The organism is Flavobacterium sp., from assembly GCF_017985075.1.
In the GTDB taxonomy this organism is placed as follows: Bacteria; Bacteroidota; Bacteroidia; order Flavobacteriales; family Flavobacteriaceae; genus Flavobacterium.
The window spans coordinates 1-24,990 of the sequence record NZ_JAGNYF010000009.1 but is presented as its reverse complement, the minus strand read 5'-3'; the positions used below and the strand labels follow the sequence as shown (position 1 = coordinate 24,990).

Here is a 24,990-nt window from a genome sequence, read left to right as displayed (position 1 = left end):
ATAATTTATTAATCTTTCAATTTTGTCTAAAATTATTGAAATAGACTATATTTGCACCTCAAAAATCCAAACATATAAATATGGGACTTATTAAAATTTTTTCTGGAAAAGAAACAATTGCACAAAAATTACAATCTGTAATAGAATCGGGTAATGTATTTGTAACACAACGAGAAAACAAACAAAATTCTGGAACAAATAAAATAATTGAATTGTTTATTGAAGAAGATGATTTTATGAAAGTGAGAGACGCAATAGAAGATTTTAAAATGAATATGTAATTTTAGTGATTAGTAAAAAGTGAAAAGTTTTATATAATTTACAAATCCTTTAACCCATAACCTTTTACCTTAAAATAAAATGATTACAGTTAATGATATCGCCGTTGAATTTGGCGGAACCACTCTTTTTAGCGAAGTAACTTTCGCCATTAATGAAAATGATAAAATTGCCCTTATGGGTAAAAATGGTGCAGGAAAATCAACCCTTTTGAAAATAGTTGCAGGCGAAAGCAAAGCCACACGTGGAAGTATTTCTGCTCCAAGTGATGCGGTAATAGCTTATTTGCCTCAGCATTTATTAACTTCAGACAATTGTACAGTAATGGAAGAAGCTTCTAAAGCTTTTGCTGAGGTGCTAAATATGAAAAAAGAAATTGACGATATTAATGAGCAATTAACCATCAGAACGGATTATGAAAGTGATGCGTATATGAAATTAATTGAACACGTTTCTGAGCTTTCTGAAAAATTTTATGCTATTGAAGAAGTCAATTATGAGGCAGAGGTAGAAAAAGTTCTAAAAGGTTTAGGTTTTGAAAGAGAAGATTTTACTCGATTAACGAAAGAATTTTCTGGAGGTTGGAGAATGCGTATTGAATTGGCTAAAATTTTATTAAAAAAACCAGATTTAATTTTGTTAGATGAGCCAACCAATCATATGGATATTGAAAGTATTCAGTGGTTGGAAGATTTTTTAATTAATTCTGCAAAAGCGGTAATGGTAATATCGCACGATAAAACATTTGTAGACAATATTACGAATCGTACTATTGAAGTTACAATGGGTAAAATTTACGATTACAAAGCCGTATATTCTGAATATTTAGAATTAAGAAAAGACAGAAGAATTCACCAACAAAAAGCATTTGACGAACAACAAAAATTCATTGCTGACAATCAAGCATTTATAGATCGTTTTCGAGGTACATTTTCTAAAACAGATGCGGTACAATCTCGTGTTAGAATGTTAGAAAAAATTGTGCCAATTGAAGTGGATGAGGTCGATACTTCGGCATTAAAGTTGAAATTTCCACCATCGCCTCGTTCTGGACAATATCCAGTGGTAGTGGAAGAATTATCAAAAAAATATGGCGACCACGTTGTATTTAAAGACGCCAATATGGTTATTGAAAGAGGGCAGAAAGTAGCTTTTGTTGGAAAAAACGGAGAAGGAAAATCTACAATGATAAAAGCCATTATGAAGGAAATTGAATTTGAAGGCAAATTAGAAGTGGGACATAATTCACAGATTGGTTATTTTGCACAAAATCAGGCTTCTTTATTGGATGGAGAAATGACAATTTTTGAAACAATAGACCAAATTGCAGTAGGCGATGTTCGTACGAAAATTAAAGATTTATTAGGTGCTTTTATGTTTAAAGGTGACGATATTCAAAAGAAAGTAAAAGTGCTTTCTGGAGGAGAAAAAACACGTTTGGCAATGATAAAATTATTATTAGAACCAGTGAATGTCTTAATTCTGGATGAGCCAACCAATCATTTAGATATGAAAACTAAAGATATTATTAAAGATGCTTTACGCGATTTTGATGGTACATTAATTTTAGTTTCACACGACCGTGACTTTTTAGATGGTTTGGCAACAAAAGTTTTCGAATTCGGAAATAAACGTGTTAAAGAACATTTTGAAGATATCAAAGGGTTTTTAGCGTATAAAAAAATGGAAAGTTTAAAAGAAATTGAAAAATAGAAATATATTATTTTAAAAAAAAAGCTCCAAAAGGAGCTTTTTTTATGCGTTTTTATAATGTTTAAACGGAAATAATAACATTCCAAAACATTCTCCTTGATGTTTTCCAATATGTTTATGGTGCATTTTGTGTGCACGTCTTAACGCTCGAGCATATTTGCTATTTGCGTTTCTGAATAATTTAAATCGTTGGTGAATAAATATATCGTGTACTAAGAAATAGGTTAATCCATAAGCAAAAATCCCAAGTCCAATTGCCAATCCGATTGCTAAAATTCCATTTTGCCACAAAAAGAAAAAGGTCATACTTACTACAGCGTAAAATATAAAGAACGCATCATTTCTTTCAAACCACGAATCGTGGTCTTTTTTGTGATGGTCTGCATGTAAACTCCAAAGGAATCCGTGCATTATAAATTTATGTGTAAACCACGCCATAAATTCCATCATAAAAAATGTTATAAGAAACACTACTATATACAACCACATAATTTTTTAATTTAAAGTTTTAATGTTAAAAATGTATTTAATTTTTTACTGATTAAAGTAAATTCAATCTATATTTTACATAACAACGCGCTAATAATTCTACTTTTTGATAATCAGGCACTCTGATTCTTGCATTTTTGATTTCTGTAGAAGGCGTTGTTTTTAAACGTGTTAATAGACGTTTGTAATATCTGTATGCGGTATATACACCAAATTTAGCTTCAATAGGTAAACGTAAAATTCCTTCGTATGCCATTTTAAAATCAGCTTCAATATCTTCAATAATTTCTTTTTTTGAAGTTTCTGTTAGCTTATTTAAATCGGTATTTGGAAAATAAGTACGATTTAAACCTTCAAAATCAGCTTTTAAATCTCTCAAGAAATTCACTTTCTGAAAAGCAGAACCTAATTTCATAGCAGATGCTTTTAGTTCTTCATATTTTTTCTCATCGCCATTTACAAAAACCATTAAGCACATTAAACCCACAACATCCGCACTTCCATAAATATATTCGTGATATTCTTCGGTAGTTTTGTATTCTTGTTTTACTAAATCAAGCTTCATGCTTTTCATAAACGCATCAATCAAATCTTGACTAATATTGTGCTTATTGACAGTATGTTGGAACGAGTTTAAAATTGGATTTAAACTAATTTTATTACGAATTGCGTCTTCTAATTCTATTTCAAATTTTTCAAACAATTCCTCTTTGTTGTAATCATGAAAACTATCTACAATTTCATCAGCAAAACGAACAAATCCATAGATATTATAAATATCTTGTCTAATTGATGGCGCAAGCATTTTTACTGCAGATGAAAAAGAAGTACTGTACGCTTTGGTAACTTTAACGCTACATGCGAAAGAAACGGTATCAAATAATGCCTTCATATTATTGGTATTTTTTTATTAATTGTGAAACTAACTTTCCTGATATTAATGCAGGAGGAACGCCAGGTCCCGGAACAGTTAATTGTCCCGTAAAATATAAATTTTTAACTTTTTTACTTTTCAATTTCGGACGTAAAACAGCGGTTTGTAATAATGTATTAGCCATTCCGTAAGCATTTCCTTTGTAGGAGTTATACTCTGATTTAAAGTCGTTTACACAAAAAGATATTTTAAAGATAATGTTTTTTCTAACACTTTGTTTTGTAATGTGTTCAAATCGACTTATTATTTTTTCAAAATATTCTTCTCTTAAAGCTTCCGTATCTTCTAAATCCGGCGCAATTGGAATTAAAAAAAAGCCATTTTCACAACCTTCTGGAGCGGTTTGTTTGTTTGTTATAGAAGTAAAATTTGCATAAAACAAAGGATCTGAAGGCCATTCTGGATTGTCGTAAATTTCAACAGCATGTTTCTCAAAATCCGAATCAAAAAATAAATTATGATGACATACATTTTCTAATTTTTTATCAAAACCTACATAAAATAATAGGGAAGAAGGTGCAAAAGTTTTTTTATCCCAATACGCTTCAGAATATTGTCTGTTTTCGATGGGTAATAAAGTTTCCGTATGATGGTAGTCTGCTCCTGAAAGTACTACGTCTGCATTCAAAATTTCATTATTTATTTCTATACCTGTAGCAGCATTATTTTCTACAATAATTTTAGAAATAGCGGCATTTGTGTGATACGTTACGCCCAATTCAGTTCCTAATTTCACCATAGCTTGAACTACATCAAAAAAACCATTTTTTGGTTGCCAAGTTCCTAAACCAAAATCAGCATAATTCATAAAACTATAAAATGATGGTGTGTCTGATGGTTTTGCACCTAAAAACAATACAGGAAATTCTAAAATTTGCTGTAAATTTTTATTTTTTATTTTTTTACGAACATCTCTTTTGATGTTTGAAAAAAATTGGTCGATTTTAAGTGCGGTTTGAGGTGTAACTAATTCAAAAATACTTTCGCCAGGTCTATATACTAAATCTTTAATGGCTATTTCGTAATTTTTTTTAGCGTTGTCAATAAATTCGCTTAATTTTTTACCGCTTCCTTTTTCTAATTTTTCGAAATCGGAAATAATAGTATTTAAATCATCCGAAATATCAAAATGCGTGTTGTCTTCAAAAAACACTCTATATCCTGGAGATAATTTTTCTAAACTATAGTAATCAGATGGTTTTTTATTAAAATCTGCAAAAAAACTTTCAAATACATCGGGCATCCAATACCAGGAAGGACCCATATCAAAAGTAAAACCATCAGCAGAAAATTGTTGGGCACGCCCACCTAAATTCGTGTTTTTTTCAAATACTGTTACCTTATTCCCTTCTTTAGCTAAGTAACACGCAGCAGCTAAAGATGAAAATCCAGATCCTATAATATGTATTGTTTTTGGCATGTAAAAGTTATAAGTTTAAAATTATAATGTAAATAAAAAATCTTTGATATTCTCTATAGATTTTATATTCTCAGGAAGTTTTGAATTGTCTAATATCTGGGCTTTTCTTCCAAATATCAATAACTCGTTTGAATTGTCTTTAAGTATCGTATTTTTAAAAACCTGAATGTAATTTTCTATTTCATCTTCGTTTGGTTCTACTGTTAAATAGGTGATATACGTTATTTTCTTAAAATGATTATTTAATTCCAATAAATTCTCAATAGGTAAACTTCTTCCTAAGTATATAGAATGATGCCCTTTTGTTACTATTTCATGATGTAAAAATAAAAGCCCTAAATCATGAATTTCTTTGAAAGGTAAGTATAAAATATAAGTTTGATCTGAAACGCTGTTTTGTTTAATTTGATATTTTTCAACTTCAATTAATATCTTTTGTTTTATTAAATGAGAAATAAAATGTTCGTGAGCAGGTGATATTGTGTTTGTAGTCCATAATATTCCAATTTCTTCTAAAAGAGGTATAAATGTTTCAAAAAATACGGCGCTAAAAGTTTTCTGACTAAGTAATTCGTTGTAAGTTTTTACAAAAAGTGGCTGATCAAAATTCAACATCGCCATTTTAAAACTACTTAAAACGTGATTGTTAACCGTTTTTTCGGTTTGAATTTTAACTACAAATTTTTCAATTTCTGTTTGATTAAGTTTAGAAATTTTAGAAATTTTATATCCAAAATTAGTTAACAAAACCACATTTAATAGTTTTTGAAGATTTTTTAAATCGTACAATCTAATATTAGTATCAGTTCGCATAGGTTCAAGTAAATTGTACCTTTTTTCCCAAATACGAATCGTATGCGCTTTAATACCTGAAAGATTTTCTAAGTCCTTGATACTGAATGTAGATTTTATGTTGTTCATTTTTTGTTTAAAAAGTTTAAACAAAAATACATAAAAAATAGAAACAATTGTAATAAAAAGAAAAAAAAATCTCGCAAACGCAAGATTTTAAAGTGACCAAAATGGGATTCGAACCCATACGCCTTGCAGCACCACCCCCTCAAGATGGCGAGTCTACCAATTTCTCCACATGGCCAAAAATAAAAAAAGAAGCTAAGCGGTTGCTTAACTTCTTTTTGTGACCCCGCTGGGATTCGAACCCAGGACCCCTACATTAAAAGTGTAATGCTCTACCAGCTGAGCTACAGAGTCGTAGCAATGAAGTTGTAATTTTGTATATTTTGAAATATTTTTGTGACCCCGCTGGGATTCGAACCCAGGACCCCTACATTAAAAGTGTAATGCTCTACCAGCTGAGCTACAGAGTCTAAAACTATTTCTTCATTGCGGGTGCAAATATATGATGATTTATTTATTTTGCAATAGCTTTTTTGTAATTATTTAATATTTTTTTTAAAATTATTTATAACCCCTTAATTAAGAAGTCTTTGATAGGTATTTGGTTTAGATTATGATTAAAATTCCATTATTTTATTATACTTTTATACCATAAAATTTCAAATTAAATATGAAAATAATTCTTATTGGCTATATGGCTTCTGGAAAAACAACTATTGGAAAAATACTTTCAGAATCTTTGGAATTGCCTTTTTATGATTTAGATTCAATTATTGAACAAGAATTAAAAACAACAATTAATGAAATTTTTGAACAAAAAGGGGAGCTTTTCTTTAGAAAAAAAGAAAGAGAAGTTTTGGAAGTATTTTTAAATAATACAAATAATTATGTTTTAGCTTTAGGTGGCGGGACACCTTGTTATTATGATAATTTTAATTTATATCAGAACGACAATATTAAAAGTTTTTATTTGAAAACATCTGTAACCACTATAATTGAACGTTTGAAAAAACAAAAAAATACGCGACCAATTGTAGCTAATTTAAATGATGAAGAATTAACAGAATTTGTAGCAAAACATTTATTTGAGCGCAATTATTTCTACAACCAAGTTCAAACAATTATTACTGTTGACAATAAAAATGAAGAGGAAATTGTTTCAGAGATTGTATCTAAATTAGCTTAAATAAACATAAGAATTTTGATCTTCAAAAACTACTTGGACGTGTTCCTGTAAAGAAGTAGATAACGACAATCCTTTAAAATCAGCTTTTACAGGGTATTTTTTATGATTTCTGTCAATTAAAACTGCAGTTTTAAATTTATTTAAAGGAACGTTTAAGAAATGTTTAATGGCGTAAATTAAGGTCGCACCAGAATTTAATACATCATCTACTAAAACTAAGTTTTTATTAGCATACGCTTCTTCTGATAATGATGTTGTTATTGTGTCAGAAGGATTTTGCTTGTTGATATTTACTTCACAAATAGTAATTTTAATATCACTTATAGATTCTAATTGTTTAGCAATTTTTTGAGCAAATACAAAACCACTATTTGAAATTCCTGCAATAACCAATTCAGAATCGTTAGCAAATGTTTCGTATACTTGATACGCAATACGTTTTGTTTTATGTTCAATTTCTTTGTGAGATAAAATAATGTGTTGCATGGTTTATTTTTTTTCAAATGTAAAAAACAATTCTTTATTAGCACGAGGTTTTATAGAATTAAATGCAAGTTCTAATGTTTTAATCGAAAACGTATTAGAAAATAATTTCACATATTCCTCTTGACTTCCCCCAAAAGGCGGACCTTCTTCGGTTAATGGAAAATTAAATAATAATCCAGAAATTTTTCCTTTTTCGTATAATAAATCATACATTTTCGCAACATAATTTGGTCTTAAATTTGGCTGTAAGGCACAAAAGAAGGTCTGTTCTAAAATTAAATCATACGTACCAATATGATTAAAAAAATCATCGTGAATTAAATGTTTTTCTAATGATTTATTTCTTTTTATAATAGTGTCTAATGGATGTTTTGCGTAATCAATTACGAAAACATTTTGGAAACCATTTTCAATTAGATAATCTAATTCATATGCATTTCCAGCTCCTGGAATTAAAATTCGAGTATTTTTATCTTTTAATTGGTCAATATATGCTTTTAACGGAGTAGAAACATCTCCAACATCCCAATTTGTAGTTGCTGATTCGTATCTTTCTTCCCAATATTCTTTATTTAATACCATAATTTATTCGGTATAATCGTCAATATCTCTTCGGTCTTTTTTAGTTGGTCTTCCTTCACCTTTAGCTCTATAATGTTCTTTTGAAAGTTTAATGAGTTCTAAATGTTCAAAAGATTCTGGTGGTGTTTCATCTTTTCTATATAAATCTACAATTTTTGCTGCGATTCTACTTGGTGGAATGTCTAAAACTTTAATGATGTAGTTTATTTGGTCTCTTCTTAACGTAATTTTGTCTAAAGGAAACACATCTCTTGATGCTTTTGCTTTTACATTATTTACTGAAACATGTCCTTTTTTTATGGCTTCTGCTGCCAAACCTCTAGTTTTAAAGTATCTGATGCACCATAAATATTTATCAATTCGCATAAAAATCAAAAATGAATGTTAATATTTGTACAAAAATAAATGAAAATCGTATCTTGCGACCACTTTTTTAAATTAAATTTTTACAAAATGAAATTATCATTAAGATTATTGCTTTTATTACCTTTTATATTTGTTATAGTAGGATGTCCTGCAGATGATGAAACCACACCAATTCAATCAAGACCTTATTTAGAGGTATATAATGAAGATATAACTGAAATTGAAGACTTTATGGAATCTCACTACATTACTGTTGATGCTAGCTATAATGTTTCTTTTACAAAAATTACTGCAACTTCACCAGGAACTCCAATATTTGATGCTTTAGATACTTCTGCAAGTCAAAACAATCCAGCAAAACCTTTAAAATTTAAAACTATTTCAAAAGAAGGTGTAGATCATAAATTATACTATTTAAAACTTAATGAAGGAGCGGGCTCCAATCCTACAAGATTGGATTCAGTTTTTACTGCATATAAAGGATTTAAAACAGATTTAACCAGTTTTGATGCTGCTTCAAGCCCTACTTGGTTTCAATTACAAGATGTAATTCAAGGTTGGCAAGAAGTTTTTCCAGAATTTAAATCTTCTAATGGACAAACTATAAATACTGATGGAACAATTAATTTTACTAATTTTGGAGCAGGAATTATGTTTGTTCCTTCTGGATTAGCATATTATAGTCAAAGTGCAGGTACTATTGGTTCCTACACGCCAATTATTTTTACTTTTAAACTAATGAATGTTCGATACAAAGATCATGACGGGGATAAAATTTTATCGAAAGATGAATACGGAGGTCCAACATCTGGAACGGCTTTAGATACCGATGGAGATGGGAAACCAAACTATGCCGATTTTGACGATGATAATGATGGTAAATTAACAATAGAAGAAATTCGTGTTACAACAGGAGTTACCGGATGGTATTCTTATAATTTAATTCCTGATTGTTCGGGGTTAGTTTTTGGAAGTCCTGGTTTTAATAAACGAAAACATATTGACGCTTCTTGTCAATAATATTTAAATCCTGCTAAAAGCAGGATTTTTTATTTTGTATTACTAATTTGAAACTTTATCTTTGTTAAAAATAGTAGTATGACAAATTTACAATCAATTATAGAAAACGCATGGGATAACCGTGAGTTATTACAAGAAGAAACTACGCAAAGCGCCATAAGAGAAGTTGTAGAACTTTTAGATACTGGTTCACTTCGTGTGGCAGAACCAGTAGCTTCAGGTTGGCAAGTAAACGAATGGGTTAAAAAAGCAGTAGTTATGTATTTTCCCATACAAAAAATGGAAACATTAGAAGCAGGTATTTTTGAATATCACGATAAAATTCCGTTAAAGCGAAATTATGCTGAGCGAGGAATTCGTGTTGTGCCAAATGCTGTAGCACGTCATGGGGCATATATTTCATCTGGTGTAATTTTAATGCCATCTTATGTAAATATTGGTGCTTACGTTGATGAAGGAACTATGGTAGATACTTGGGCAACAGTTGGAAGCTGTGCACAAATTGGAAAGCATGTACATTTGAGTGGAGGAGTAGGTATTGGTGGCGTTTTAGAGCCTTTACAAGCAGCACCTGTAATTATTGAAGATGGTGCATTTATTGGTTCTCGTTGTATAGTAGTTGAAGGCGTTCGTGTGGAAAAAGAAGCTGTATTAGGAGCAAACGTTTGTTTAACTGCTTCCACTAAAATTATAGATGTTACAGGATCTGAACCAATTGAATACAAAGGAGTTGTACCTGCAAGATCTGTAGTAATTCCTGGTACGTATACTAAGAAATTTCCTGCTGGGGATTTTCAAGTGCCTTGCGCTTTAATTATTGGACAAAGAAAGGCTTCGACAGATTTAAAAACCTCTTTAAACGATGCTTTACGCGAATATAACGTAGCGGTATAATGAAAATTTTAGTAATTCAGAAAAAAAGAATTGGAGATGTACTTACAAGTACTATAATTCTGGAAGCGCTTAAAGAGTGTTTTCCAAATGCTGAATTACATTATTTAGTATACGAAAACAGTTACGCCGTTGTAAAAAACAATAATTTCATTGATAAAATAGTTGTCCTTGATGAAAAATCAAGAAAAGGAAAATTGGCTCTTCTTGCTTTTTTATTTAAAATAAGAAAAGAAAAATACGACATAGTTATTGATGCTTATGGAAAACCAAATAGCGTGATATTAGCTTGGTTTTCAGGTGCAAAAAAAACAATTTCATTTGAAAAAAGTTATTCAAAATTACTTCTATCTGATGTTGTTAACAGAAATGTTACTACAGAATCAAATGCATCTAAAGCCATCGAACACAGAATGGCTCTACTAAAACCATTAGGAATTGATTTTAATTTAATTGCGCCAAAAATATTTTTATCTGATGAGGAAATCAGTATAGGTAAACAAAAAATAATAGATGCTAAAATTGATATTTCTAAAAATATAATTATGATTAGCGCTTTAGGCAGTCAGGATATCAAAAATTATCCATTGCAATATATGGCGGAAGTTTTAGATTACATTGTGGCTCAAAAAGAAGTTCAAATTTTATTTAATTACCTTCCGTGGCAACAAAATCAAGCAATAGAAATTTTTAATTTATGTAATGAAACTACGAAAAAAAATATTTTTATTGATTTTTTTCAAGACGATTTACGTGAGTTTTTAGCGATTTTATTTCATTGCAAAGCATTAATAGGTAATGAAGGTGGCGCTGCAAATATGGCTAAAGCGCTACAAATTCCTACTTTTAGTATTTATTCACCTGGAATTACGAAAACAGATTGGAATGTGTTTGAAAACACCACCACTAATATTTCTGTTCATTATGATGATTATGCAGATGAATTGCCTAACGAAGGAGATTTATTTCAAAAATACAGTAAATTTAAACCCAATTACTTTTACGATAAGTTACTTGATTTTTTAAATTTTAATTGTAAGTAAATGAATTTCGGATTTGAAGCAAAACGAGTTTTTCATAATAAAACTGGATTGGGTAATTATAGTCGAGATTTAGTTCGGATTTTAAGTAATTATTTTCCAGAGAATAACTATTTTTTGTACAATCCAAAAAAGAATAAAAAAACGCTTTTTGTATCAAATAATACGAATGTATTCGAAAGAAATCCGATTTCAAAATTCAATCAAAAATTTAAAAATTATTGGCGACAAAATACGGTTGTTAATGATTTAATTAAGGATGAAATCGTTTTATATCATGGGCTTTCAGGTGAATTACCTTCAGGTTTAGCTAAAAAAGGTATTAAATCTATTGTTACTATTCACGATTTAATTTTTGTTAGATATCCTAAATTGTATTCTTTTTTTGATAGAAAAATTCATTTTTATAAGTTTAAAAAAGCAGCCATTAATGCCGATTTAATTATCGCAATTAGTGAACAAACTAAAAAAGATATTATTACGTATTTAAATATTGATGCTAGCAAAATAGTAGTCGTATATCAAGGTTGTCAAGATGTCTTTAAAAAAGAATATTCAGAATTAGATAAGCAACTTGTTTCCAAAAAATACAATTTACCTCAAAAATTTGTTTTAAACGTTGGAACAATTGAAGAAAGAAAGAATGCGTTAACCATTGTAAAAGCAATTAAAAATTTAGATATTGATTTAGTTTTGATTGGAAAGCAAACAGATTATGCAGATAAAATTTACCAATACATTATTGAAAATAAATTAGAAAAAAGAGTTCATTTTTTGAAAGGATTATCAGGTACTGACTTAGCAATCATTTATCAATTGGCATCTGTTTTTGTATATCCATCTGTATTTGAAGGTTTTGGTATTCCTATAATAGAAGCATTATATTCAAAAGCAGCTGTAATAACAACAAAAGGATGCGTTTTTCCTGAAGCAGCAGGACCTAATTCGTTATATATTGAGCCATTTGATGTGAAAGATTTAACTGAAAAAATTACACTTGTTTTACAAGATTCGTCACTTGCTTCAAAAATGAAAGAGGAGGGATGGCAATTTGTACAACAATTTAATGATGAAGAAATTGCAAGAAATATTATGAATTGTTATCAGCAAGTTCTTTCAACTTAGCATATTTAAGATAATTGCTAAATGCAGCAAACATACTCCAGGTAAAACCTTCATACCCATTTAGGAAATTGCGTTGAAAAATATAATATCTTATAAAATCAAATGGGAATTTGATTATAATTTTCAAAACACTACTTTTTTTCTTTTTTTCGTGAAGCAATTCTCCACTTAACAAAGCATATTTAATTTGTTTTTGTATGGCAGTGTTTATATCAAATACGGTATAATGAAGCATTTCTTGTTGTAGCTTTCCAATCGCACCTTTTATTTCAATGGTTTCGTGCACTTTATTTGGAGTAAATTTGCCGAAACTTTTATCAAACAATCTTAAAATTGGTCGTTTACTTTCGGCACCATTTTTAAAAATTTTATTTAAAAAAACATGTGTTCTGGGGATGGTATATGCCTTTACATTTTCTTGATGATTAATATTGTGTATTTCTGAAATTAATGCATCAGACAACACTTCATCTGCATCTAATGAAAGTACCCAATTATTATTGGTTTGTTCTAAAGCAAATTGTTTTTGTAAACCAAAATTCTCAAATTTGTGCGATATGACTTTTGCTCCAAAAGATTCACATATTGAAACTGTAGCATCTGAACTTCCAGAATCCACAACAATAATTTCATCAAATGTTTTTAATTTTTCTAAACATTTTGCAATGATATGTGCTTCATTATAAGTAATAATAAATATTGAAATTTTATGCTTCATTGTTCAAATATTTAGATAAACCATTTTGTATAGCAACCACTTTATGTTGTTTGTTGTATTGTCTTATATTGTTGTTATTCAGCCAAATGTCATTAGTTGCATAACTTCTATCATGGTTTAAATGCAAACAAATGGCACTATATCTTATTTGTATACTTCTTATATTATTGTGAAATAAACGTTCGCCAATTTCTCTATCTAATCCGCCGTATTTCATGTCTTCATTAAATCCATTAACAGCAAATAAATCTTCTTTAAAACAAGAAGTATTGTGCCCATTAAATGTTTTTTTAGTTGGAGTAATCCAATTCATAAAATAAGCAAAAAACTTATTTTTAGTAAGTTTTATTAGTTTAAAATTCCATTTTAAACCGTTTTCTAATAGCCAGTTAGTTTTAAAACAGCTTTGATCTTTTATGTCTATTTCAGAAATTGAATTAGAGACAAAATCATTTAATTTAAAATAACCACCAGATAAAAAATTGCCTTTTTTTTGATATTTTACATGTGTTGCTACAAAGTCATTTCGTGGGATGCAATCTCCGTCTGAAAATAAAATATAGTCGCAAGACGCTTTTATTATGGCTTTATTTAAGATTTTGGTTTTTTGAAATCCTTCGTCCTTTTGCCATACATGAATAATTGGGTTTTTAAATTCGGCTTGAAATTTTTCAATTAAAATTTTTGTTTCATTTGTTGAGCCGTCATCTGCAATTATTAATTCAAAATCGTTATAGGATTGCATAGTATAACCCCATAAAACTTTTTCTAACCAAGTTTCAGAATTGTATGTGGTAAGTATTATCGAAATTGTACTCAAAAAAGATTATTTTAAATTTTTTAGAATTAAAAATTCTTTGAAAGTACCAAATATATATTTTTTTTCTTTCATGGCTTGTATAAAATTACTTAATCTTTCCGTCATGGCATAACCAGTGTTTTTACTAACATATTTAGGAAAATTATAAGCGGTTTTATTATCTAACGGAGTAAATTCCCATGGATGAAAATATATATTTAAATATCCGTCATTTTTATATGTCCATTTTGCTAAGAATTTATAAATTGGTAGAGGTAAATTATGAAATGATAGCCAAAATAAAGGAAATCGAACTAAAGGGCTAACAGATGCAGGTATTTGCCAAACATTGTGTAAATTAAAATAGGTTCTTGGTTTGTCTAAATGATTATATCTTCCTGGTAAAAATGTTGGATTAATAGATGAATTATATAAATATCCAGCATTTTCGATTTCTCGTTCATCTACAGGATACATTCTGGGCATTCTAAACCCAACAACTTCACTTTGCGAAAGTGTTTCCAGAGCATCTTTGGATTGCTTTAAGTGGTCAACTTCAAAATTACTGTGATAATAGGTATGAGAAGCCAATTCATGCCCTTCATTAATAATTCGTTTAATTAAATGAGGTACTTTTTCAGCAAAAACAACCGTAGAAAAAAACGTAGCCTTAATTTGATGTTTTTGTAATAATTTTAAAATGATTTCGGTTCCTTTTTCGGAAACGGCAATTTGATTTTCTAATGAAATATCTTTACCATACTCAAAAGGCATGTCGAACTCTTCTATGTCAAAACTAAGTAAAATCATTTGTAATTGGTACTGCTAATTAAATAATTTGGTCTTCCTTTAGATTGCATAAATAATTTACCAATGTAAACACCAATAATTCCTAAAACAACTAAATTTAAACCTCCAAAGAAAACAACTGTTGTTATTACTGAAGCCCAACCAGAAATCACATGTCCATAATAGACACTATATAAAACATATGCGATATAAAAAATAAATGCCATAACTGACAGGCTTATACCTAAAATAATAGCCATAGAAAGAGGTTTTGTACTAAAAGAAGTAATACCTTGAACTGCAAAACGCATCATTTTACCTACTGTGTATTTACTTTTTCCTGAATATCTTTCATTTGGTTCATAATGTATGGCAAATTGCTTAAAACCAACCCAATTTATAATGCCTCTAATGAATAATTCATTTTCTGTGAAATCCGAAAATACTTGTGCGACTTTTTTATCTATTAATCTGAAATCGGCAGTACCAGGTTCAAACTTAATGTCAGAAAGCTTATTCATCAAGCCGTAAAATAAATTGGAAGTTTTATTTTTTACGAAACCTAATTTTTTATCTTCTTCTCTAATGGTGTATACTACTTCAAATCCTTCTTCCCATTTTTGTATAAGTTTAGGAATAATTTTAGGAGGGTGTTGCATATCTCCATCCATAGAAATAATTGCGTCCACGTCATTTTTTACTAAATCTATCCCTGCCTTGAGTGCGTTTTGATGACCGAAATTTCTGGATAATTCTAAATAAAAAATATGCTGATGTTCTTTTGATTTTTCTTTCAAAATAGCAACGGTTTCATCGCTAGATCCATCATCAACAAAAATAAATTTAAAATTGTAATTTAAATTTTCAATGGTTTCATTTAAAGCATGTATTAAAACATCAATATTTGTTGCTTCATTATATGAAGGGATCACTATGGCAATGGATTTATTCATGAGCAATGGATGAATTTGATTCTTTTTTTAATGTTAGCAATTCGTAAATAATTTGAAACCAAATTAAAACACAAGGCAATGCTTTTAAGGCATAAGGTTTAACATACGTTTCTCGTATAAATTTAGGAATTATATCAGAAGGTGAAAAACTGGTTAAAATCATAGCAAATATAAACAAAAACCAGGTCCATTTTGTTTTTTCATCCTGAATAACGAACCAAATAGCTACACCAGCAAATGCAATGATATAGGTTGGACTTTCAGATCCTGAACTAAATATTACAGTAAAAATTAAAACGGATGACAATAATAATAATTGAAATTTTTTGTTCGAAAACATATTAAATCTTAAATAAGGTAATCCAAAAAGCAATAATCCTGGAAGTAAAAATAGCATGTTTGAAAGATGCGGCATATTTAATGTTTTTCTAACCATACCCATAATTGAAATGTCTTGCATAGAAGTTAATGCGGCATTTTCATTGTTTTTCTCAACCAATCTAGCAAACCATTCTGAATAACTATTTAGAATAAATTCTGGAGACGAAATTGCCATTGGAAGCACAAAAAACACAACAGACCAAAATACCAATGATGCGATGAATTTTAGTTTTTGTTTAGAAAAGAAGAAAAACGCTAAGCCAACAATGCCATATAATTTTATAAATGTACCCAATACAATTAAACAAGCAGACCAAAAATCTTTCTCTTTCTCAATTAACACATAAGACAAAATAATGATACTTGTCATAATAGGGTTAAATTGTTGTCCTAAAATAGCGGTTAAAAATTCATGAGCACAAATCCATAAAATTAAGTTGATTTTAGAGCTTTCTAAGTTTATTTGACTAATTGCATATACTAAAACTAAAGCATTAAATATGCACCATAAAACCATGCCAATTCCATCTGGTAAGATTGCAAAAGGTGCAATAAAAAGACTAAAAATAGGCCCGTAATGGTTGTGGTCAAAGTATAAATTCGGATAAGTTGCGTATAATGATTTTTGTTCTAGAGTATGATTAAAAACATTTTTAAAGATAAGGTAATTGTTGTTATTGCCTATTAAATATTGTTTTATTGCAGAAATTGTTGCTAATAAAATCCAAATAGCCAGTATTATTTTTTTATTATTTAAAAGCTTTGCAATCATAATCCCAATCTTTTTTTGAAATTCCTTTTTTTAAGTGCTTTATTAAAAAAAGCATCCGTGTATTTCCACATTAATTGAAAAACTTCTTCTTTAGGTTTGTTATAAAGTTTTGCATATTCGTAACTTATAACTTGAACCATATATTCTGAAGGCGTTAATCGACAAAGATTTTTCATTCTTAAATTGAAATCCATTTCTTTATGAAACGTCATTCGATTTAAATCTATAAGAAAAAAATCATATGTACCAGATTCATTTTTTTTAATCAAAGTATTTCCAGGCGAGTTGTCTTTAAATTCAATACCAGCTTCATGAAGTTGGAAATTAAATTGAGCTATTTCTTTTAAAATTTGAAGTGAATTTTCGTCCCATTCTTTGTGAAACAAATCTATAAAAACATAATCCACATTAATATGTTTGCAAACATAGTAACTATCTAAAAGTCGAAAAAAGTTTTTGTTTTCATAATAACCTATTGGTTCAGGTGTACCTATGTTTTTTTGTCCTAAAATAGTTGCATGTTCAAATGATCTTCGGGCTTTTGATTTTCTAAAATATCTATAAATTATTCCATTAATTAGAATAGGAATTTTAAATGATTTTATGTTCAAAACCAATTGGTTATGTTCAAATGTTTTTATAGTATTTCTTTTGCCAGCAACCAATAAATTGCCTTCGGAGTCAAAATTTTTAATAATGTTTACTATCGATTTATCCATAGGTTGTGTTTGATTTACAAATGTAATTGAAATCTTTGTAAAAAAACAATATCTTTGTTTTTTAAAAGTGTAAATATGTTGCAAAAAATTGCTGTAATTAGTTTTGATCATTGGAATTACGATGCCCATATTGTAAGCGCTTTGCAAAGAAAAGGAATACAAAGTTTTCATATAAAAATCGGCAATTTTAAGTATAAAAGTACCTGGGAACGAATTCAGAACACATTGAGCAAAGTCTTTTTAGGAAAAAACCCTAAACTGAAAAAGCGTCAAGAATACATACTTCAGCAACTTCAAAAAAACGGATTTCAAAATCAAATTTTAGTAATTAATCCAGAATTAATTGATTTAGACTATCATTTAGAAATTAAAAAACATACCGAAAAATACATTGCTTATTTGTATGATAGTGTTTCGAGATGTCCAGTAAAGCATCTTTTAGAAGGTGTTTTTGATGAAATATTTTCCTTTGATAAAAATGATGTTTTAACTTACGGATTTTCAGAAACTACTAATTATATTTATTTTGATACTCCTGAAAAAGTCGCTATACAAAAGCAAAATTTCATTTATATTGGTTCGATAGACAATAGATTAAACTATTTAAATAATTTTGCTCAGATTTTAAAAAAACAAAATCAGTCTTTTTTATTCTATGCTATTGGAAAAAAAGCTTTTGTAAATCAATTGAAACAATTGTTTTTAGGAAAAAATAAGAATATAATCTTCCAAAAGAAAAGATTTTCTCAAGAACAAACTTTGAAAATGTATAATGAAAGCGAAACTATTGTCGATTTAATTCGTGATAATCAATCGGGTTTAAGTTTTAGATTTTTTGAAGCTTTGGGTTTACAGAAAAAAGTAATTACCAATAATATATCGGTTCAAAATTATGATTTTTATTTGCCAAATAATGTTTATTTAATCAATGAAAATAGGGAATTTGACTCTAATGTTTATACTGCTAAATATGAAATGTTGCCACAGAATATATATGATAAATATTCTATTTCGGCATGGGTTGAATCCGTTTTAAAATTATAAAGATAATTGTTTTTTAAAAATTTTAACAGATGAAAAAAGTATTAGTATTGATGACTGCAGATGTCAGAATTTGCGATTGTGTAGAAGAAAACATAAAAAACAATAACTTTGAAGTAGTTTTATTAGCCAATACTAGTTTTAAATATAAAAACATTAAAGACCGCCTTATAAATTTTTATAAAAAAATAGTTGAAAAGGATAAAAGTTATAAGAGACAATTAATTAGAGCTTATGAAGAAAATCAAAATTTATTTTTTTTGAATCAACAACAAACAATTTTTGATTATACATTAGTTATTCGGCCAGATAAATTTAGCTTAAAAGTTCTTGAAGCGGTTAAAATAAAATCTAAAAAAATGGTAGCTTATCAATGGGATGGCTTGTCAAGATTTCCTGAAGTTACAGAAACTATTGATTTTTTTGATGAATTTTATGTTTTCGATAAAAATGATATCGAAAGCAATTCTAAAAAGTTGTCTTACACTACAAATTTTTACTTTGATTGTTATAACAATTTATTTAAAAACGAAATTAAATATGATGTATATTTCATTGGTTCTTATGATAGTAGAACCCAAGATTTGATTCGTATGTGTGTAGAATTAGAAAGTATGGGATTAAAAATAAATGTTTTGTTAGCTACTTCTCCAAAAAAGCATTTAAAAAAATATAAATTCATTACCTTTCTAAAGAAATCATTAACGTATTATGAGAATTTAGAAATTTTGTCTCAATCAAAAATAATTATAGATTTAGCTCATAAAGAGTTGCATACGGGCTTGTCTTTTAGAGCATTCGAGTCTGTAGGATATAATAAAAAAATGATTACTACAAATAAAACAGTTAAAACTATGGATTTTTATAATCCACAAAATATTTTTGTTTTTGACGATGATAGAACTGATTTAATTGAATTTGTTAAATCAGAATACATTTCTATTCCGGAAACGATTAAAAATAAATATAGTTTCTCAAATTGGTTTAATTATATGTTTAAAATTGAACCTTTTGAGAATATAAATAACGATTAAATTGAAGTTATTTAAAATTATCTTCAAAAAAAATTCAAAATAAATGAAAGTATCTGTAGCACTTTGTACTTATAATGGTGAAAAATATATTGTAGAGCAATTAGATTCTATATTAAATCAAACAAAGCCAGTTGATGAAATTGTTATTTGTGATGATATTTCAACCGATGAAACTCAAAATATTATTAATAAATATTGCAATAAATTTCCAAATATTATTAAGTTTCATATTAATGAAACAAATTTGAGAAGCGTAAAAAATTTCGAAAAAGCCATTTCAATATGTACTGGCGATATAATTTTTCTTTCCGATCAAGATGATCAATGGTTACCGGATAAAGTTGAAGAAATAGTTCGTCATTTTGAATTAAATCCTCAAATAAGTGTGGTGGCTACTAATGGTAATTGTATAAATGATAATTCTGAATTAATTGAAGATTTTTTGGTTTGGGATGTTCCTCAATTATTTATAGATAACAAAATACATCTTGATTTTTATTACTTAATATCTTGTTTTTTTAATATTGCCACAGGTGCAACAATGGCAATTAGAGGAAAGTTTATAAAAGAATGTATGCCTTTTCCAATAATTCCAAATTTTCATCATGATGAATGGATTGCAAGGGTTGCATGTTCAAAAGGTCAATTTTCTTTTTTGTCAAAAAAATACATTAATTATAGAATTCATGAAGCTCAGCAAGTTGGTGGGATTATTTACGAATTAGATGATGAAAATAAAAATTTAAATGATCTTTTATATTTGTTAGATTTAGATAATTATAAAATCAATTTTCTTCAATATAAAACAAAAATTAAAAGACTATGTAATGCATATTATATTAATGATAAATTTGCAAAGTTTGATATAAATAATGAAATTTTCAATACTACTTTGTTTGATATTAAAACCTTAATTGAAAAATACAAATTAAATATGAAGAAAAAATATCCTATATCTGCATTTTTTCTAAATTACACAGATAAAATTTTAAACAAAAGACAATTAAACTAAAAAATAAACTTAAAAATCACAAATCATGTTAAAAAAGTTAGTAAAACTAAGATTATTAAAAAATCATTTTTCACTAAAAGACGCTTTGTCTCTTTACTTCGGGTTAAAAAAAAATAAAGAAGAAATATATCTTTCTAATCTAGGAAGAAAAATATATTTAAGGAACGATACTAAAGATACAGAAACATTTGAAGAAATATTTTTATCAAGTTTATATAATACTACTTTACCAATTGTTCCTAAAACAATTGTAGATGCGGGTGCAAATGTTGGTTTAGCTTCATTATTTTTTAGAATGAAATATCCAAAAGCAAGTATTGTTGCAATTGAAATTGAAGATAATAATATTTCAGCTATACAAAAAAACACGGCGAATTTTACTAATTTTGAAATTAAACATAATGCTCTTTTTAACAAAAAAGCATTTTTTAAAATTACTGATCCTTACAATGCCACAAATAGTTTTCAAATAGTTGAAACAACCAATCCAGAAGAGGCTAATAGTACTTCAATTACTTTAGATGAAATAATGTCTTCCAAAAATTGGGAAACAATTGATATTTTAAAAATTGATATTGAAGGCGCAGAAAAACAATTATTTGAAAGTAATTATGAAAATTGGTTGCCAAAAACTAAAATAATTATGGTTGAAACCCATGACAGAATGATTCCTAAATGTTCGTATACAGTTATGAAAACTATTAATGATTATAATTTTATTTTATATACGACAACTGAGGGAACCTTGATTTATTATAATTTAGATTTTATTAAAATTCCATAATGGTATCAATCAACATTGAAATTCACAATGCCTACGAAGTCATTAAAAATGGCGGAATTATTTTATATCCAACCGATACGGTTTGGGGAATTGGTTGCGATGCTTCCAACGAAGAAGCTGTTGCGAAAATATACGCACTAAAACAAAGAGAAGAAAGCAAAAGTATGATTTGCCTAATGAATGGAGAAAAAATGATGTACCATGTTTTTGCAAAAATTCCAGAAGTAGCATGGGAAATTTTAGACCATTCAGAACGGCCAACAACTTTAATTTTAGATCAACCAAAAAATGTGGCTAAAAATATTATCGCAGAAGATAATACCTTAGCAATCAGGATAGTAAAAGACCCATTTTGTTTTAAATTAATGGAACGAATGAAACGACCATTAGTCTCCACTTCTGCAAATATTTCTGGAAATGCTACACCAATGAATTTCAAAGAAATTTCACCAGAAATTATAAAAGGAGTCGACTATGTTGTAAATTTGCATCACGATAAAGTTTGCAAAAAACCTTCAGCTATAATTAAATTAACTTTAGATTGTCAGGTAAAGGTGATTCGCAAATAAAATGTGCCAATATTTCAAATTGTCAATTAGCCAATAATTTTGTTTGCTAGAAAATTGGCACATTGACTAATTGTCAAATTGACTAATTAACAAATGAATTACAAACAACATTTAGAAAATAAAATTTTCAAAATCATTTCGCAAGCCGCTCAAGAACTTAACTTGGAATGCTATGTGATTGGTGGTTTTGTTCGCGATATTTTATTGGATAGAAATCATAAAAAAGACATAGATATTGTTGCTGTAGGTAGCGGTATTGAATTAGCTTTAAAAGTTTCAGAATTACTTCCAAACCAACCTAAAGTTCAAGTTTTTAAAAACTACGGAACAGCTATGTTACGTTATAAGGAAATGGATATTGAGTTTGTAGGTGCAAGAAAAGAATCTTATACACACGATAGCAGAAATCCTTTAGTAGAAAATGGAACTTTAAAAGACGACCAAGAACGTCGTGATTTTACCATTAATGCGATGGCTTTCTCATTAAATTCTGATAATTTTGGTGATTTAGTAGATCCATTTAATGGTGTTGCCGATTTAGAAAACAAATTATTAAAAACGCCATTGGATCCAGATATTACCTATTCTGATGATCCATTGCGAATGATGCGAGCTATTCGTTTTGCTACACAATTAAATTTTGAAATTGAAAGTGAATCGTTATCTTCTATTGCAAAAAACAAAGACAGAATCAATATTATTTCAGGAGAGCGAATTGTAGATGAATTGAATAAAATTTTGTCATCAGAAAAACCATCTATCGGATTTTTACATTTGTTTCAAACCGGTTTATTAGATTTAATTTTACCTGAATTAACCGCTTTAAATAACGTGGAAGAAGTAGAAGGGCATACACATAAAAATAATTTTTACCACACGTTAGAAGTTGTAGATAATATCTGCCCAAATACAGAAGATGTATGGTTACGTTGGGCTGCATTATTACACGATATAGGAAAAGCACCAACTAAAAAATTCAACAAAAAGCAAGGTTGGACGTTTCATGGCCATGAATTTTTAGGCGGAAAAATGGCTAAAAAAATCTTTGAAAGACTTCATATGCCTTTAAATCAGAAAATGAAGTTTGTTCAAAAAATGGTTATGATGAGTTCACGACCAATTGTAATAGCTGAAGAAATTGTTACCGATTCAGCCGTTCGTCGTTTAGTTTTTGATGCAGGAGAAGATATTGAAAATTTAATGACACTTTGCGAAGCCGATATCACTACAAAAAACAGTAAAAAATTTCAAAAATATCACAATAATTTTAAAATTGTACGTCAGAAAATAGTTGAAGTAGAGGAGAAGGACCGAGTTCGTGTGTTTCAGCCACCTATTTCTGGAGAAGAAATTATGGAACTATTTGGATTAAAACCAGGTCGTGAAATTGGTGTTTTAAAAGAAGCCGTAAAAGAAGCTATTTTAGAAGGTGAAATTCCAAATGAATATGAACCCGCAAAAGAATTTGTTTTAAAGCGTGCTGAAAAAATGGGAATAGTTAGAGTTGCAAAGTAGCAGAGTTTCAGAGTAGCAAAGATAAAAATAGTGATTAATTGATAATTTTAGATATTTAAAAAACAGTGAAGACATTTAGAGACTTACTTATTTGGCAGAAAGCTATGACTTTAGATACAAACTGTTATGCTATATCTGCTGATTTTCCTAAGGAGGAACAATTTGGACTTACTTCACAAATAAGAAGATGTTCTATTTCAATTCCAAGTAATATTTCGGAAGGTTTTGGAAGAGGAACAAATAAAGATTATTATAGATTTTTAACTATTTCTTTAGGCTCACTTTTCGAATTTCAAACACAAGTTGAAATTGCATATAACTTGAACTATATTACTTTAGAAAATTTCAATACACTTTACGAAGATAGTAGAGAACTTGAACGTATGTTAACTTCTTTTATGAACAAAATAAAACAAACTCTATAACTTTGAAACTTTGCAACTCTGCAACTTTGAAACTTAATAAATCAAATGAAAAAATATTTTCTTACAACAGCAAAAACAGCATTAGTTTTAGTTTATTTAGTAATTCTTGCAGGTGCTTTGGTGCGAATGACTGGCTCAGGAATGGGTTGTCCAGACTGGCCAAAGTGTTTTGGATATTATATTCCACCCACAGAACAAAAAGAACTTGAATTCACGCCTAATAAAGCTTACGATAAAGGTCAAGTGATTATTAAAGACGAAGGCTTACTTGTGGCAAAATCAGATTTTATAGCTTCTACTTCCTTTTCACAAAACAATTGGGAAGCTTACACCAAACACGATTATGCTATTTTTAACCCAGCACATACTTGGATTGAATACATTAATAGATTGCTTGGTGCTTTGGCAGGAATTGCCTGTTTTGTAGCGTTTATTTTCGCATTTGGCTATTGGAAAGAAAACAAAAAAATAGTTGTCTATACTCTTTTGGTTTGTTTTTTGATGGGATTTCAAGCTTGGTTAGGAAAAACAGTTGTAGATTCGGTATTAAGTCCGGTTAAAATTACCACTCATATGTTAACTGCTTTTTTAATTGTGGGGTTACAGTTGTATGTTATATATGTGGTTTCGGCAAAAAATAGCATTAGAAAATACGATAAAAAGTTTAGTATAGCGCTTGTTGTTGTGCTACTTCTAACTGTTGTTCAAGTGGTTTTAGGAACGTATGTTCGTGAGTTTATAGATACAATTGAGAAATCGGGAGCTCCAAAATCATTTTGGTTGTTACAACCTGAAATCACCTTTTATTTTCACCGAAGTTTTTCAATTGTCGTCTTTTTGGCCAATTTATTTTTACTTCTTCGAAATAGAAATCTTCAATTGGGTTTTGAAAAAGTAAATTGGATCGTTAGAATTTTAATTTTCGAAATACTATCAGGTGTTATTATGGTGTATGTCGATTTTCCTTTCGGAAGTCAAACTATACATTTAGTATTGGCAACTTTCTTATTCAGCGTACAATTTTATTTACTGTTAGAAAATAAAAAAATAACAGAAAAATAATATTACTTTTGCAGTCCGACTATATTGT

General features: G+C 28.7%; 28 protein-coding genes and 3 tRNA genes. 15 read left to right on the top strand and 16 right to left on the bottom strand.

All coding sequences use genetic code 11. The annotated features are described in order from the left end of the window. Nucleotides 1-80 precede the first annotated feature (80 nt). Both KA468_RS03475 and KA468_RS03470 read left to right on the top strand, forming a co-directional pair. Nucleotides 81-281 (top strand): DUF2007 domain-containing protein, encoded by a 201-nt coding sequence (locus KA468_RS03475; protein ID WP_291241546.1) that lies wholly within the window; start codon nucleotides 81-83, stop codon nucleotides 279-281. Between the two features lie 79 nt (nucleotides 282-360). After that, entirely contained in the window at nucleotides 361-1,992 is a 1,632-nt protein-coding gene (locus KA468_RS03470) for an ABC-F family ATP-binding cassette domain-containing protein (RefSeq protein WP_291241545.1), read from the top strand. A 42-nt stretch (nucleotides 1,993-2,034) separates the two neighbouring features. Here the strand turns inward: KA468_RS03470 and KA468_RS03465 are convergent, their stop codons facing one another. From KA468_RS03465 to KA468_RS03435, 7 genes are all read right to left on the bottom strand, one after another. Further along, a complete protein-coding gene (locus KA468_RS03465; RefSeq protein ID WP_291241544.1) occupies nucleotides 2,035-2,481 on the bottom strand; it encodes a sterol desaturase family protein in 447 nt (148 codons plus the stop codon). Nucleotides 2,482-2,533: 52 nt separating this feature from the next. Next, nucleotides 2,534-3,373: a phytoene/squalene synthase family protein gene (locus KA468_RS03460; RefSeq protein ID WP_291241543.1), complete on the bottom strand. Its 840-nt coding sequence runs from the start codon at nucleotides 3,371-3,373 to the stop codon at nucleotides 2,534-2,536. A 1-nt stretch (nucleotide 3,374) separates the two neighbouring features. Further along, on the bottom strand, nucleotides 3,375-4,835 hold the full coding sequence (locus KA468_RS03455; RefSeq protein WP_291241542.1) for an oleate hydratase: 1,461 nt from the start codon (nucleotides 4,833-4,835) through the stop codon (nucleotides 3,375-3,377). Between the two features lie 21 nt (nucleotides 4,836-4,856). Continuing rightward, nucleotides 4,857-5,756: a MerR family transcriptional regulator gene (locus KA468_RS03450; protein WP_291241541.1), complete on the bottom strand. Its 900-nt coding sequence runs from the start codon at nucleotides 5,754-5,756 to the stop codon at nucleotides 4,857-4,859. A gap of 93 nt (nucleotides 5,757-5,849) precedes the next feature. Then, nucleotides 5,850-5,931: transfer RNA gene (locus tag KA468_RS03445), tRNA-Leu, on the bottom strand. Between the two features lie 43 nt (nucleotides 5,932-5,974). Next, nucleotides 5,975-6,047: transfer RNA gene (locus tag KA468_RS03440), tRNA-Lys, on the bottom strand. 43 nt (nucleotides 6,048-6,090) lie between these two features. Further along, a tRNA-Lys gene (locus KA468_RS03435) sits at nucleotides 6,091-6,163 on the bottom strand. Nucleotides 6,164-6,363: 200 nt separating this feature from the next. On the opposite strand from KA468_RS03435, the gene KA468_RS03430 reads away from it, so the two are divergent. Next, complete coding sequence (locus tag KA468_RS03430) at nucleotides 6,364-6,879, top strand: shikimate kinase (protein WP_291241540.1); 516 nt, start codon at nucleotides 6,364-6,366, stop codon at nucleotides 6,877-6,879. Here the strand turns inward: KA468_RS03430 and KA468_RS03425 are convergent. From KA468_RS03425 to KA468_RS03415, 3 genes are read right to left on the bottom strand one after another with little or no spacing between them, the layout of a single operon-like run. Beyond that, the gene (locus KA468_RS03425; protein ID WP_291241539.1) at nucleotides 6,871-7,365 is read right to left on the bottom strand and encodes a phosphoribosyltransferase family protein; all 495 of its coding nucleotides are present in this window, start codon (nucleotides 7,363-7,365) and stop codon (nucleotides 6,871-6,873) included. The two genes, KA468_RS03430 and KA468_RS03425, sit on opposite strands and share 9 nt — an antisense overlap. 3 nt (nucleotides 7,366-7,368) lie before the next feature. Then, the gene (locus KA468_RS03420; RefSeq protein ID WP_291241538.1) at nucleotides 7,369-7,947 is read right to left on the bottom strand and encodes an SAM-dependent methyltransferase; all 579 of its coding nucleotides are present in this window, start codon (nucleotides 7,945-7,947) and stop codon (nucleotides 7,369-7,371) included. A 3-nt stretch (nucleotides 7,948-7,950) separates the two neighbouring features. Continuing rightward, on the bottom strand, nucleotides 7,951-8,313 hold the full coding sequence (locus KA468_RS03415) for a S4 domain-containing protein (protein WP_291241537.1): 363 nt from the start codon (nucleotides 8,311-8,313) through the stop codon (nucleotides 7,951-7,953). Between the two features lie 87 nt (nucleotides 8,314-8,400). On the opposite strand from KA468_RS03415, the gene KA468_RS03410 reads away from it, so the two are divergent. The 4 genes from KA468_RS03410 (at nucleotide 8,401) to KA468_RS03395 (ending at nucleotide 12,389) form a co-directional block, all read left to right on the top strand. Continuing rightward, nucleotides 8,401-9,333: a hypothetical protein gene (locus KA468_RS03410; protein WP_291241536.1), complete on the top strand. Its 933-nt coding sequence runs from the start codon at nucleotides 8,401-8,403 to the stop codon at nucleotides 9,331-9,333. Between the two features lie 78 nt (nucleotides 9,334-9,411). Continuing rightward, nucleotides 9,412-10,227, top strand: coding sequence for a 2,3,4,5-tetrahydropyridine-2,6-dicarboxylate N-succinyltransferase (locus KA468_RS03405; protein ID WP_291241535.1), 816 nt, complete (start codon nucleotides 9,412-9,414; stop codon nucleotides 10,225-10,227). After that, nucleotides 10,227-11,267 carry a glycosyltransferase family 9 protein gene (locus KA468_RS03400; protein WP_291241534.1) on the top strand — a complete coding sequence of 347 codons (1,041 nt, stop codon included), beginning with the start codon at nucleotides 10,227-10,229 and terminating at the stop codon, nucleotides 11,265-11,267. Before KA468_RS03405 ends, KA468_RS03400 begins: the two co-directional genes overlap by 1 nt. Beyond that, on the top strand, nucleotides 11,268-12,389 hold the full coding sequence (locus KA468_RS03395) for a glycosyltransferase family 1 protein (protein WP_291241533.1): 1,122 nt from the start codon (nucleotides 11,268-11,270) through the stop codon (nucleotides 12,387-12,389). Here the strand turns inward: KA468_RS03395 and KA468_RS03390 are convergent. From KA468_RS03390 to KA468_RS03365, 6 genes are read right to left on the bottom strand one after another with little or no spacing between them, the layout of a single operon-like run. After that, nucleotides 12,355-13,107, bottom strand: a complete 753-nt coding sequence (locus KA468_RS03390) for a glycosyltransferase family 2 protein (RefSeq protein WP_291241532.1) — start codon at nucleotides 13,105-13,107, stop codon at nucleotides 12,355-12,357. The genes KA468_RS03395 and KA468_RS03390 overlap by 35 nt on opposite strands. Next, a complete protein-coding gene (locus KA468_RS03385; RefSeq protein WP_291241531.1) occupies nucleotides 13,097-13,927 on the bottom strand; it encodes a glycosyltransferase family 2 protein in 831 nt (276 codons plus the stop codon). Before KA468_RS03385 ends, KA468_RS03390 begins: the two co-directional genes overlap by 11 nt. A 6-nt stretch (nucleotides 13,928-13,933) precedes the next feature. Beyond that, nucleotides 13,934-14,716, bottom strand: a complete 783-nt coding sequence (locus KA468_RS03380; RefSeq protein WP_291241530.1) for a polysaccharide deacetylase family protein — start codon at nucleotides 14,714-14,716, stop codon at nucleotides 13,934-13,936. Continuing rightward, nucleotides 14,713-15,648, bottom strand: a complete 936-nt coding sequence (locus tag KA468_RS03375; RefSeq protein WP_291241529.1) for a glycosyltransferase family 2 protein — start codon at nucleotides 15,646-15,648, stop codon at nucleotides 14,713-14,715. The genes KA468_RS03380 and KA468_RS03375 overlap by 4 nt, the downstream gene beginning before the upstream one ends. Continuing rightward, nucleotides 15,641-16,801 (bottom strand): glycosyltransferase family 87 protein, encoded by a 1,161-nt coding sequence (locus KA468_RS03370; protein ID WP_291241528.1) that lies wholly within the window; start codon nucleotides 16,799-16,801, stop codon nucleotides 15,641-15,643. The genes KA468_RS03375 and KA468_RS03370 overlap by 8 nt, the downstream gene beginning before the upstream one ends. Continuing rightward, nucleotides 16,798-17,520: a lipopolysaccharide kinase InaA family protein gene (locus tag KA468_RS03365; protein ID WP_291241527.1), complete on the bottom strand. Its 723-nt coding sequence runs from the start codon at nucleotides 17,518-17,520 to the stop codon at nucleotides 16,798-16,800. Before KA468_RS03365 ends, KA468_RS03370 begins: the two co-directional genes overlap by 4 nt. Nucleotides 17,521-17,595: 75 nt before the next feature. Between KA468_RS03365 and KA468_RS03360 the strand changes: the two genes are divergently transcribed. The 8 genes from KA468_RS03360 (at nucleotide 17,596) to KA468_RS03325 (ending at nucleotide 24,962) form a co-directional block, all read left to right on the top strand. Continuing rightward, nucleotides 17,596-18,564: a hypothetical protein gene (locus tag KA468_RS03360; protein ID WP_291241526.1), complete on the top strand. Its 969-nt coding sequence runs from the start codon at nucleotides 17,596-17,598 to the stop codon at nucleotides 18,562-18,564. A gap of 29 nt (nucleotides 18,565-18,593) precedes the next feature. After that, nucleotides 18,594-19,595, top strand: coding sequence for a hypothetical protein (locus KA468_RS03355; RefSeq protein WP_291241525.1), 1,002 nt, complete (start codon nucleotides 18,594-18,596; stop codon nucleotides 19,593-19,595). Nucleotides 19,596-19,638: 43 nt separating this feature from the next. Continuing rightward, nucleotides 19,639-20,607, top strand: coding sequence for a glycosyltransferase family 2 protein (locus KA468_RS03350; RefSeq protein WP_291241524.1), 969 nt, complete (start codon nucleotides 19,639-19,641; stop codon nucleotides 20,605-20,607). Nucleotides 20,608-20,632: 25 nt separating this feature from the next. Continuing rightward, nucleotides 20,633-21,391, top strand: coding sequence for an FkbM family methyltransferase (locus KA468_RS03345; protein WP_291241523.1), 759 nt, complete (start codon nucleotides 20,633-20,635; stop codon nucleotides 21,389-21,391). Beyond that, on the top strand, nucleotides 21,391-21,960 hold the full coding sequence (locus tag KA468_RS03340; protein WP_291241522.1) for an L-threonylcarbamoyladenylate synthase: 570 nt from the start codon (nucleotides 21,391-21,393) through the stop codon (nucleotides 21,958-21,960). Before KA468_RS03345 ends, KA468_RS03340 begins: the two co-directional genes overlap by 1 nt. A gap of 93 nt (nucleotides 21,961-22,053) precedes the next feature. Beyond that, nucleotides 22,054-23,475, top strand: a complete 1,422-nt coding sequence (locus KA468_RS03335) for an HD domain-containing protein (protein ID WP_291241521.1) — start codon at nucleotides 22,054-22,056, stop codon at nucleotides 23,473-23,475. A gap of 65 nt (nucleotides 23,476-23,540) precedes the next feature. Next, the gene (locus tag KA468_RS03330) at nucleotides 23,541-23,900 is read left to right on the top strand and encodes a four helix bundle protein (protein ID WP_291241520.1); all 360 of its coding nucleotides are present in this window, start codon (nucleotides 23,541-23,543) and stop codon (nucleotides 23,898-23,900) included. 45 nt (nucleotides 23,901-23,945) lie between these two features. Beyond that, complete coding sequence (locus KA468_RS03325) at nucleotides 23,946-24,962, top strand: COX15/CtaA family protein (protein WP_291241519.1); 1,017 nt, start codon at nucleotides 23,946-23,948, stop codon at nucleotides 24,960-24,962. Nucleotides 24,963-24,990: the final 28 nt, after the last annotated feature.

Excerpts from the sequence above, each read along its gene's own strand:
- KA468_RS03475 (WP_291241546.1), top strand. The coding sequence starts at position 81 with ATGGGACTTATTAAAATTTTTTCTGGAAAAGAAACAATTGCACAAAAA.
- KA468_RS03470 (WP_291241545.1), top strand. The coding sequence starts at position 361 with ATGATTACAGTTAATGATATCGCCGTTGAATTTGGCGGAACCACTCTT.
- KA468_RS03465 (WP_291241544.1), bottom strand. The coding sequence starts at position 2,481 with ATGTGGTTGTATATAGTAGTGTTTCTTATAACATTTTTTATGATGGAA.
- KA468_RS03460 (WP_291241543.1), bottom strand. The coding sequence starts at position 3,373 with ATGAAGGCATTATTTGATACCGTTTCTTTCGCATGTAGCGTTAAAGTT.
- KA468_RS03455 (WP_291241542.1), bottom strand. The coding sequence starts at position 4,835 with ATGCCAAAAACAATACATATTATAGGATCTGGATTTTCATCTTTAGCT.
- KA468_RS03450 (WP_291241541.1), bottom strand. The coding sequence starts at position 5,756 with ATGAACAACATAAAATCTACATTCAGTATCAAGGACTTAGAAAATCTT.
- KA468_RS03430 (WP_291241540.1), top strand. The coding sequence starts at position 6,364 with ATGAAAATAATTCTTATTGGCTATATGGCTTCTGGAAAAACAACTATT.
- KA468_RS03425 (WP_291241539.1), bottom strand. The coding sequence starts at position 7,365 with ATGCAACACATTATTTTATCTCACAAAGAAATTGAACATAAAACAAAA.
- KA468_RS03420 (WP_291241538.1), bottom strand. The coding sequence starts at position 7,947 with ATGGTATTAAATAAAGAATATTGGGAAGAAAGATACGAATCAGCAACT.
- KA468_RS03415 (WP_291241537.1), bottom strand. The coding sequence starts at position 8,313 with ATGCGAATTGATAAATATTTATGGTGCATCAGATACTTTAAAACTAGA.
- KA468_RS03410 (WP_291241536.1), top strand. The coding sequence starts at position 8,401 with ATGAAATTATCATTAAGATTATTGCTTTTATTACCTTTTATATTTGTT.
- KA468_RS03405 (WP_291241535.1), top strand. The coding sequence starts at position 9,412 with ATGACAAATTTACAATCAATTATAGAAAACGCATGGGATAACCGTGAG.
- KA468_RS03400 (WP_291241534.1), top strand. The coding sequence starts at position 10,227 with ATGAAAATTTTAGTAATTCAGAAAAAAAGAATTGGAGATGTACTTACA.
- KA468_RS03395 (WP_291241533.1), top strand. The coding sequence starts at position 11,268 with ATGAATTTCGGATTTGAAGCAAAACGAGTTTTTCATAATAAAACTGGA.
- KA468_RS03390 (WP_291241532.1), bottom strand. The coding sequence starts at position 13,107 with ATGAAGCATAAAATTTCAATATTTATTATTACTTATAATGAAGCACAT.
- KA468_RS03380 (WP_291241530.1), bottom strand. The coding sequence starts at position 14,716 with ATGATTTTACTTAGTTTTGACATAGAAGAGTTCGACATGCCTTTTGAG.
- KA468_RS03375 (WP_291241529.1), bottom strand. The coding sequence starts at position 15,648 with ATGAATAAATCCATTGCCATAGTGATCCCTTCATATAATGAAGCAACA.
- KA468_RS03370 (WP_291241528.1), bottom strand. The coding sequence starts at position 16,801 with ATGATTGCAAAGCTTTTAAATAATAAAAAAATAATACTGGCTATTTGG.
- KA468_RS03365 (WP_291241527.1), bottom strand. The coding sequence starts at position 17,520 with ATGGATAAATCGATAGTAAACATTATTAAAAATTTTGACTCCGAAGGC.
- KA468_RS03360 (WP_291241526.1), top strand. The coding sequence starts at position 17,596 with ATGTTGCAAAAAATTGCTGTAATTAGTTTTGATCATTGGAATTACGAT.
- KA468_RS03355 (WP_291241525.1), top strand. The coding sequence starts at position 18,594 with ATGAAAAAAGTATTAGTATTGATGACTGCAGATGTCAGAATTTGCGAT.
- KA468_RS03350 (WP_291241524.1), top strand. The coding sequence starts at position 19,639 with ATGAAAGTATCTGTAGCACTTTGTACTTATAATGGTGAAAAATATATT.
- KA468_RS03345 (WP_291241523.1), top strand. The coding sequence starts at position 20,633 with ATGTTAAAAAAGTTAGTAAAACTAAGATTATTAAAAAATCATTTTTCA.
- KA468_RS03340 (WP_291241522.1), top strand. The coding sequence starts at position 21,391 with ATGGTATCAATCAACATTGAAATTCACAATGCCTACGAAGTCATTAAA.
- KA468_RS03335 (WP_291241521.1), top strand. The coding sequence starts at position 22,054 with ATGAATTACAAACAACATTTAGAAAATAAAATTTTCAAAATCATTTCG.
- KA468_RS03325 (WP_291241519.1), top strand. The coding sequence starts at position 23,946 with ATGAAAAAATATTTTCTTACAACAGCAAAAACAGCATTAGTTTTAGTT.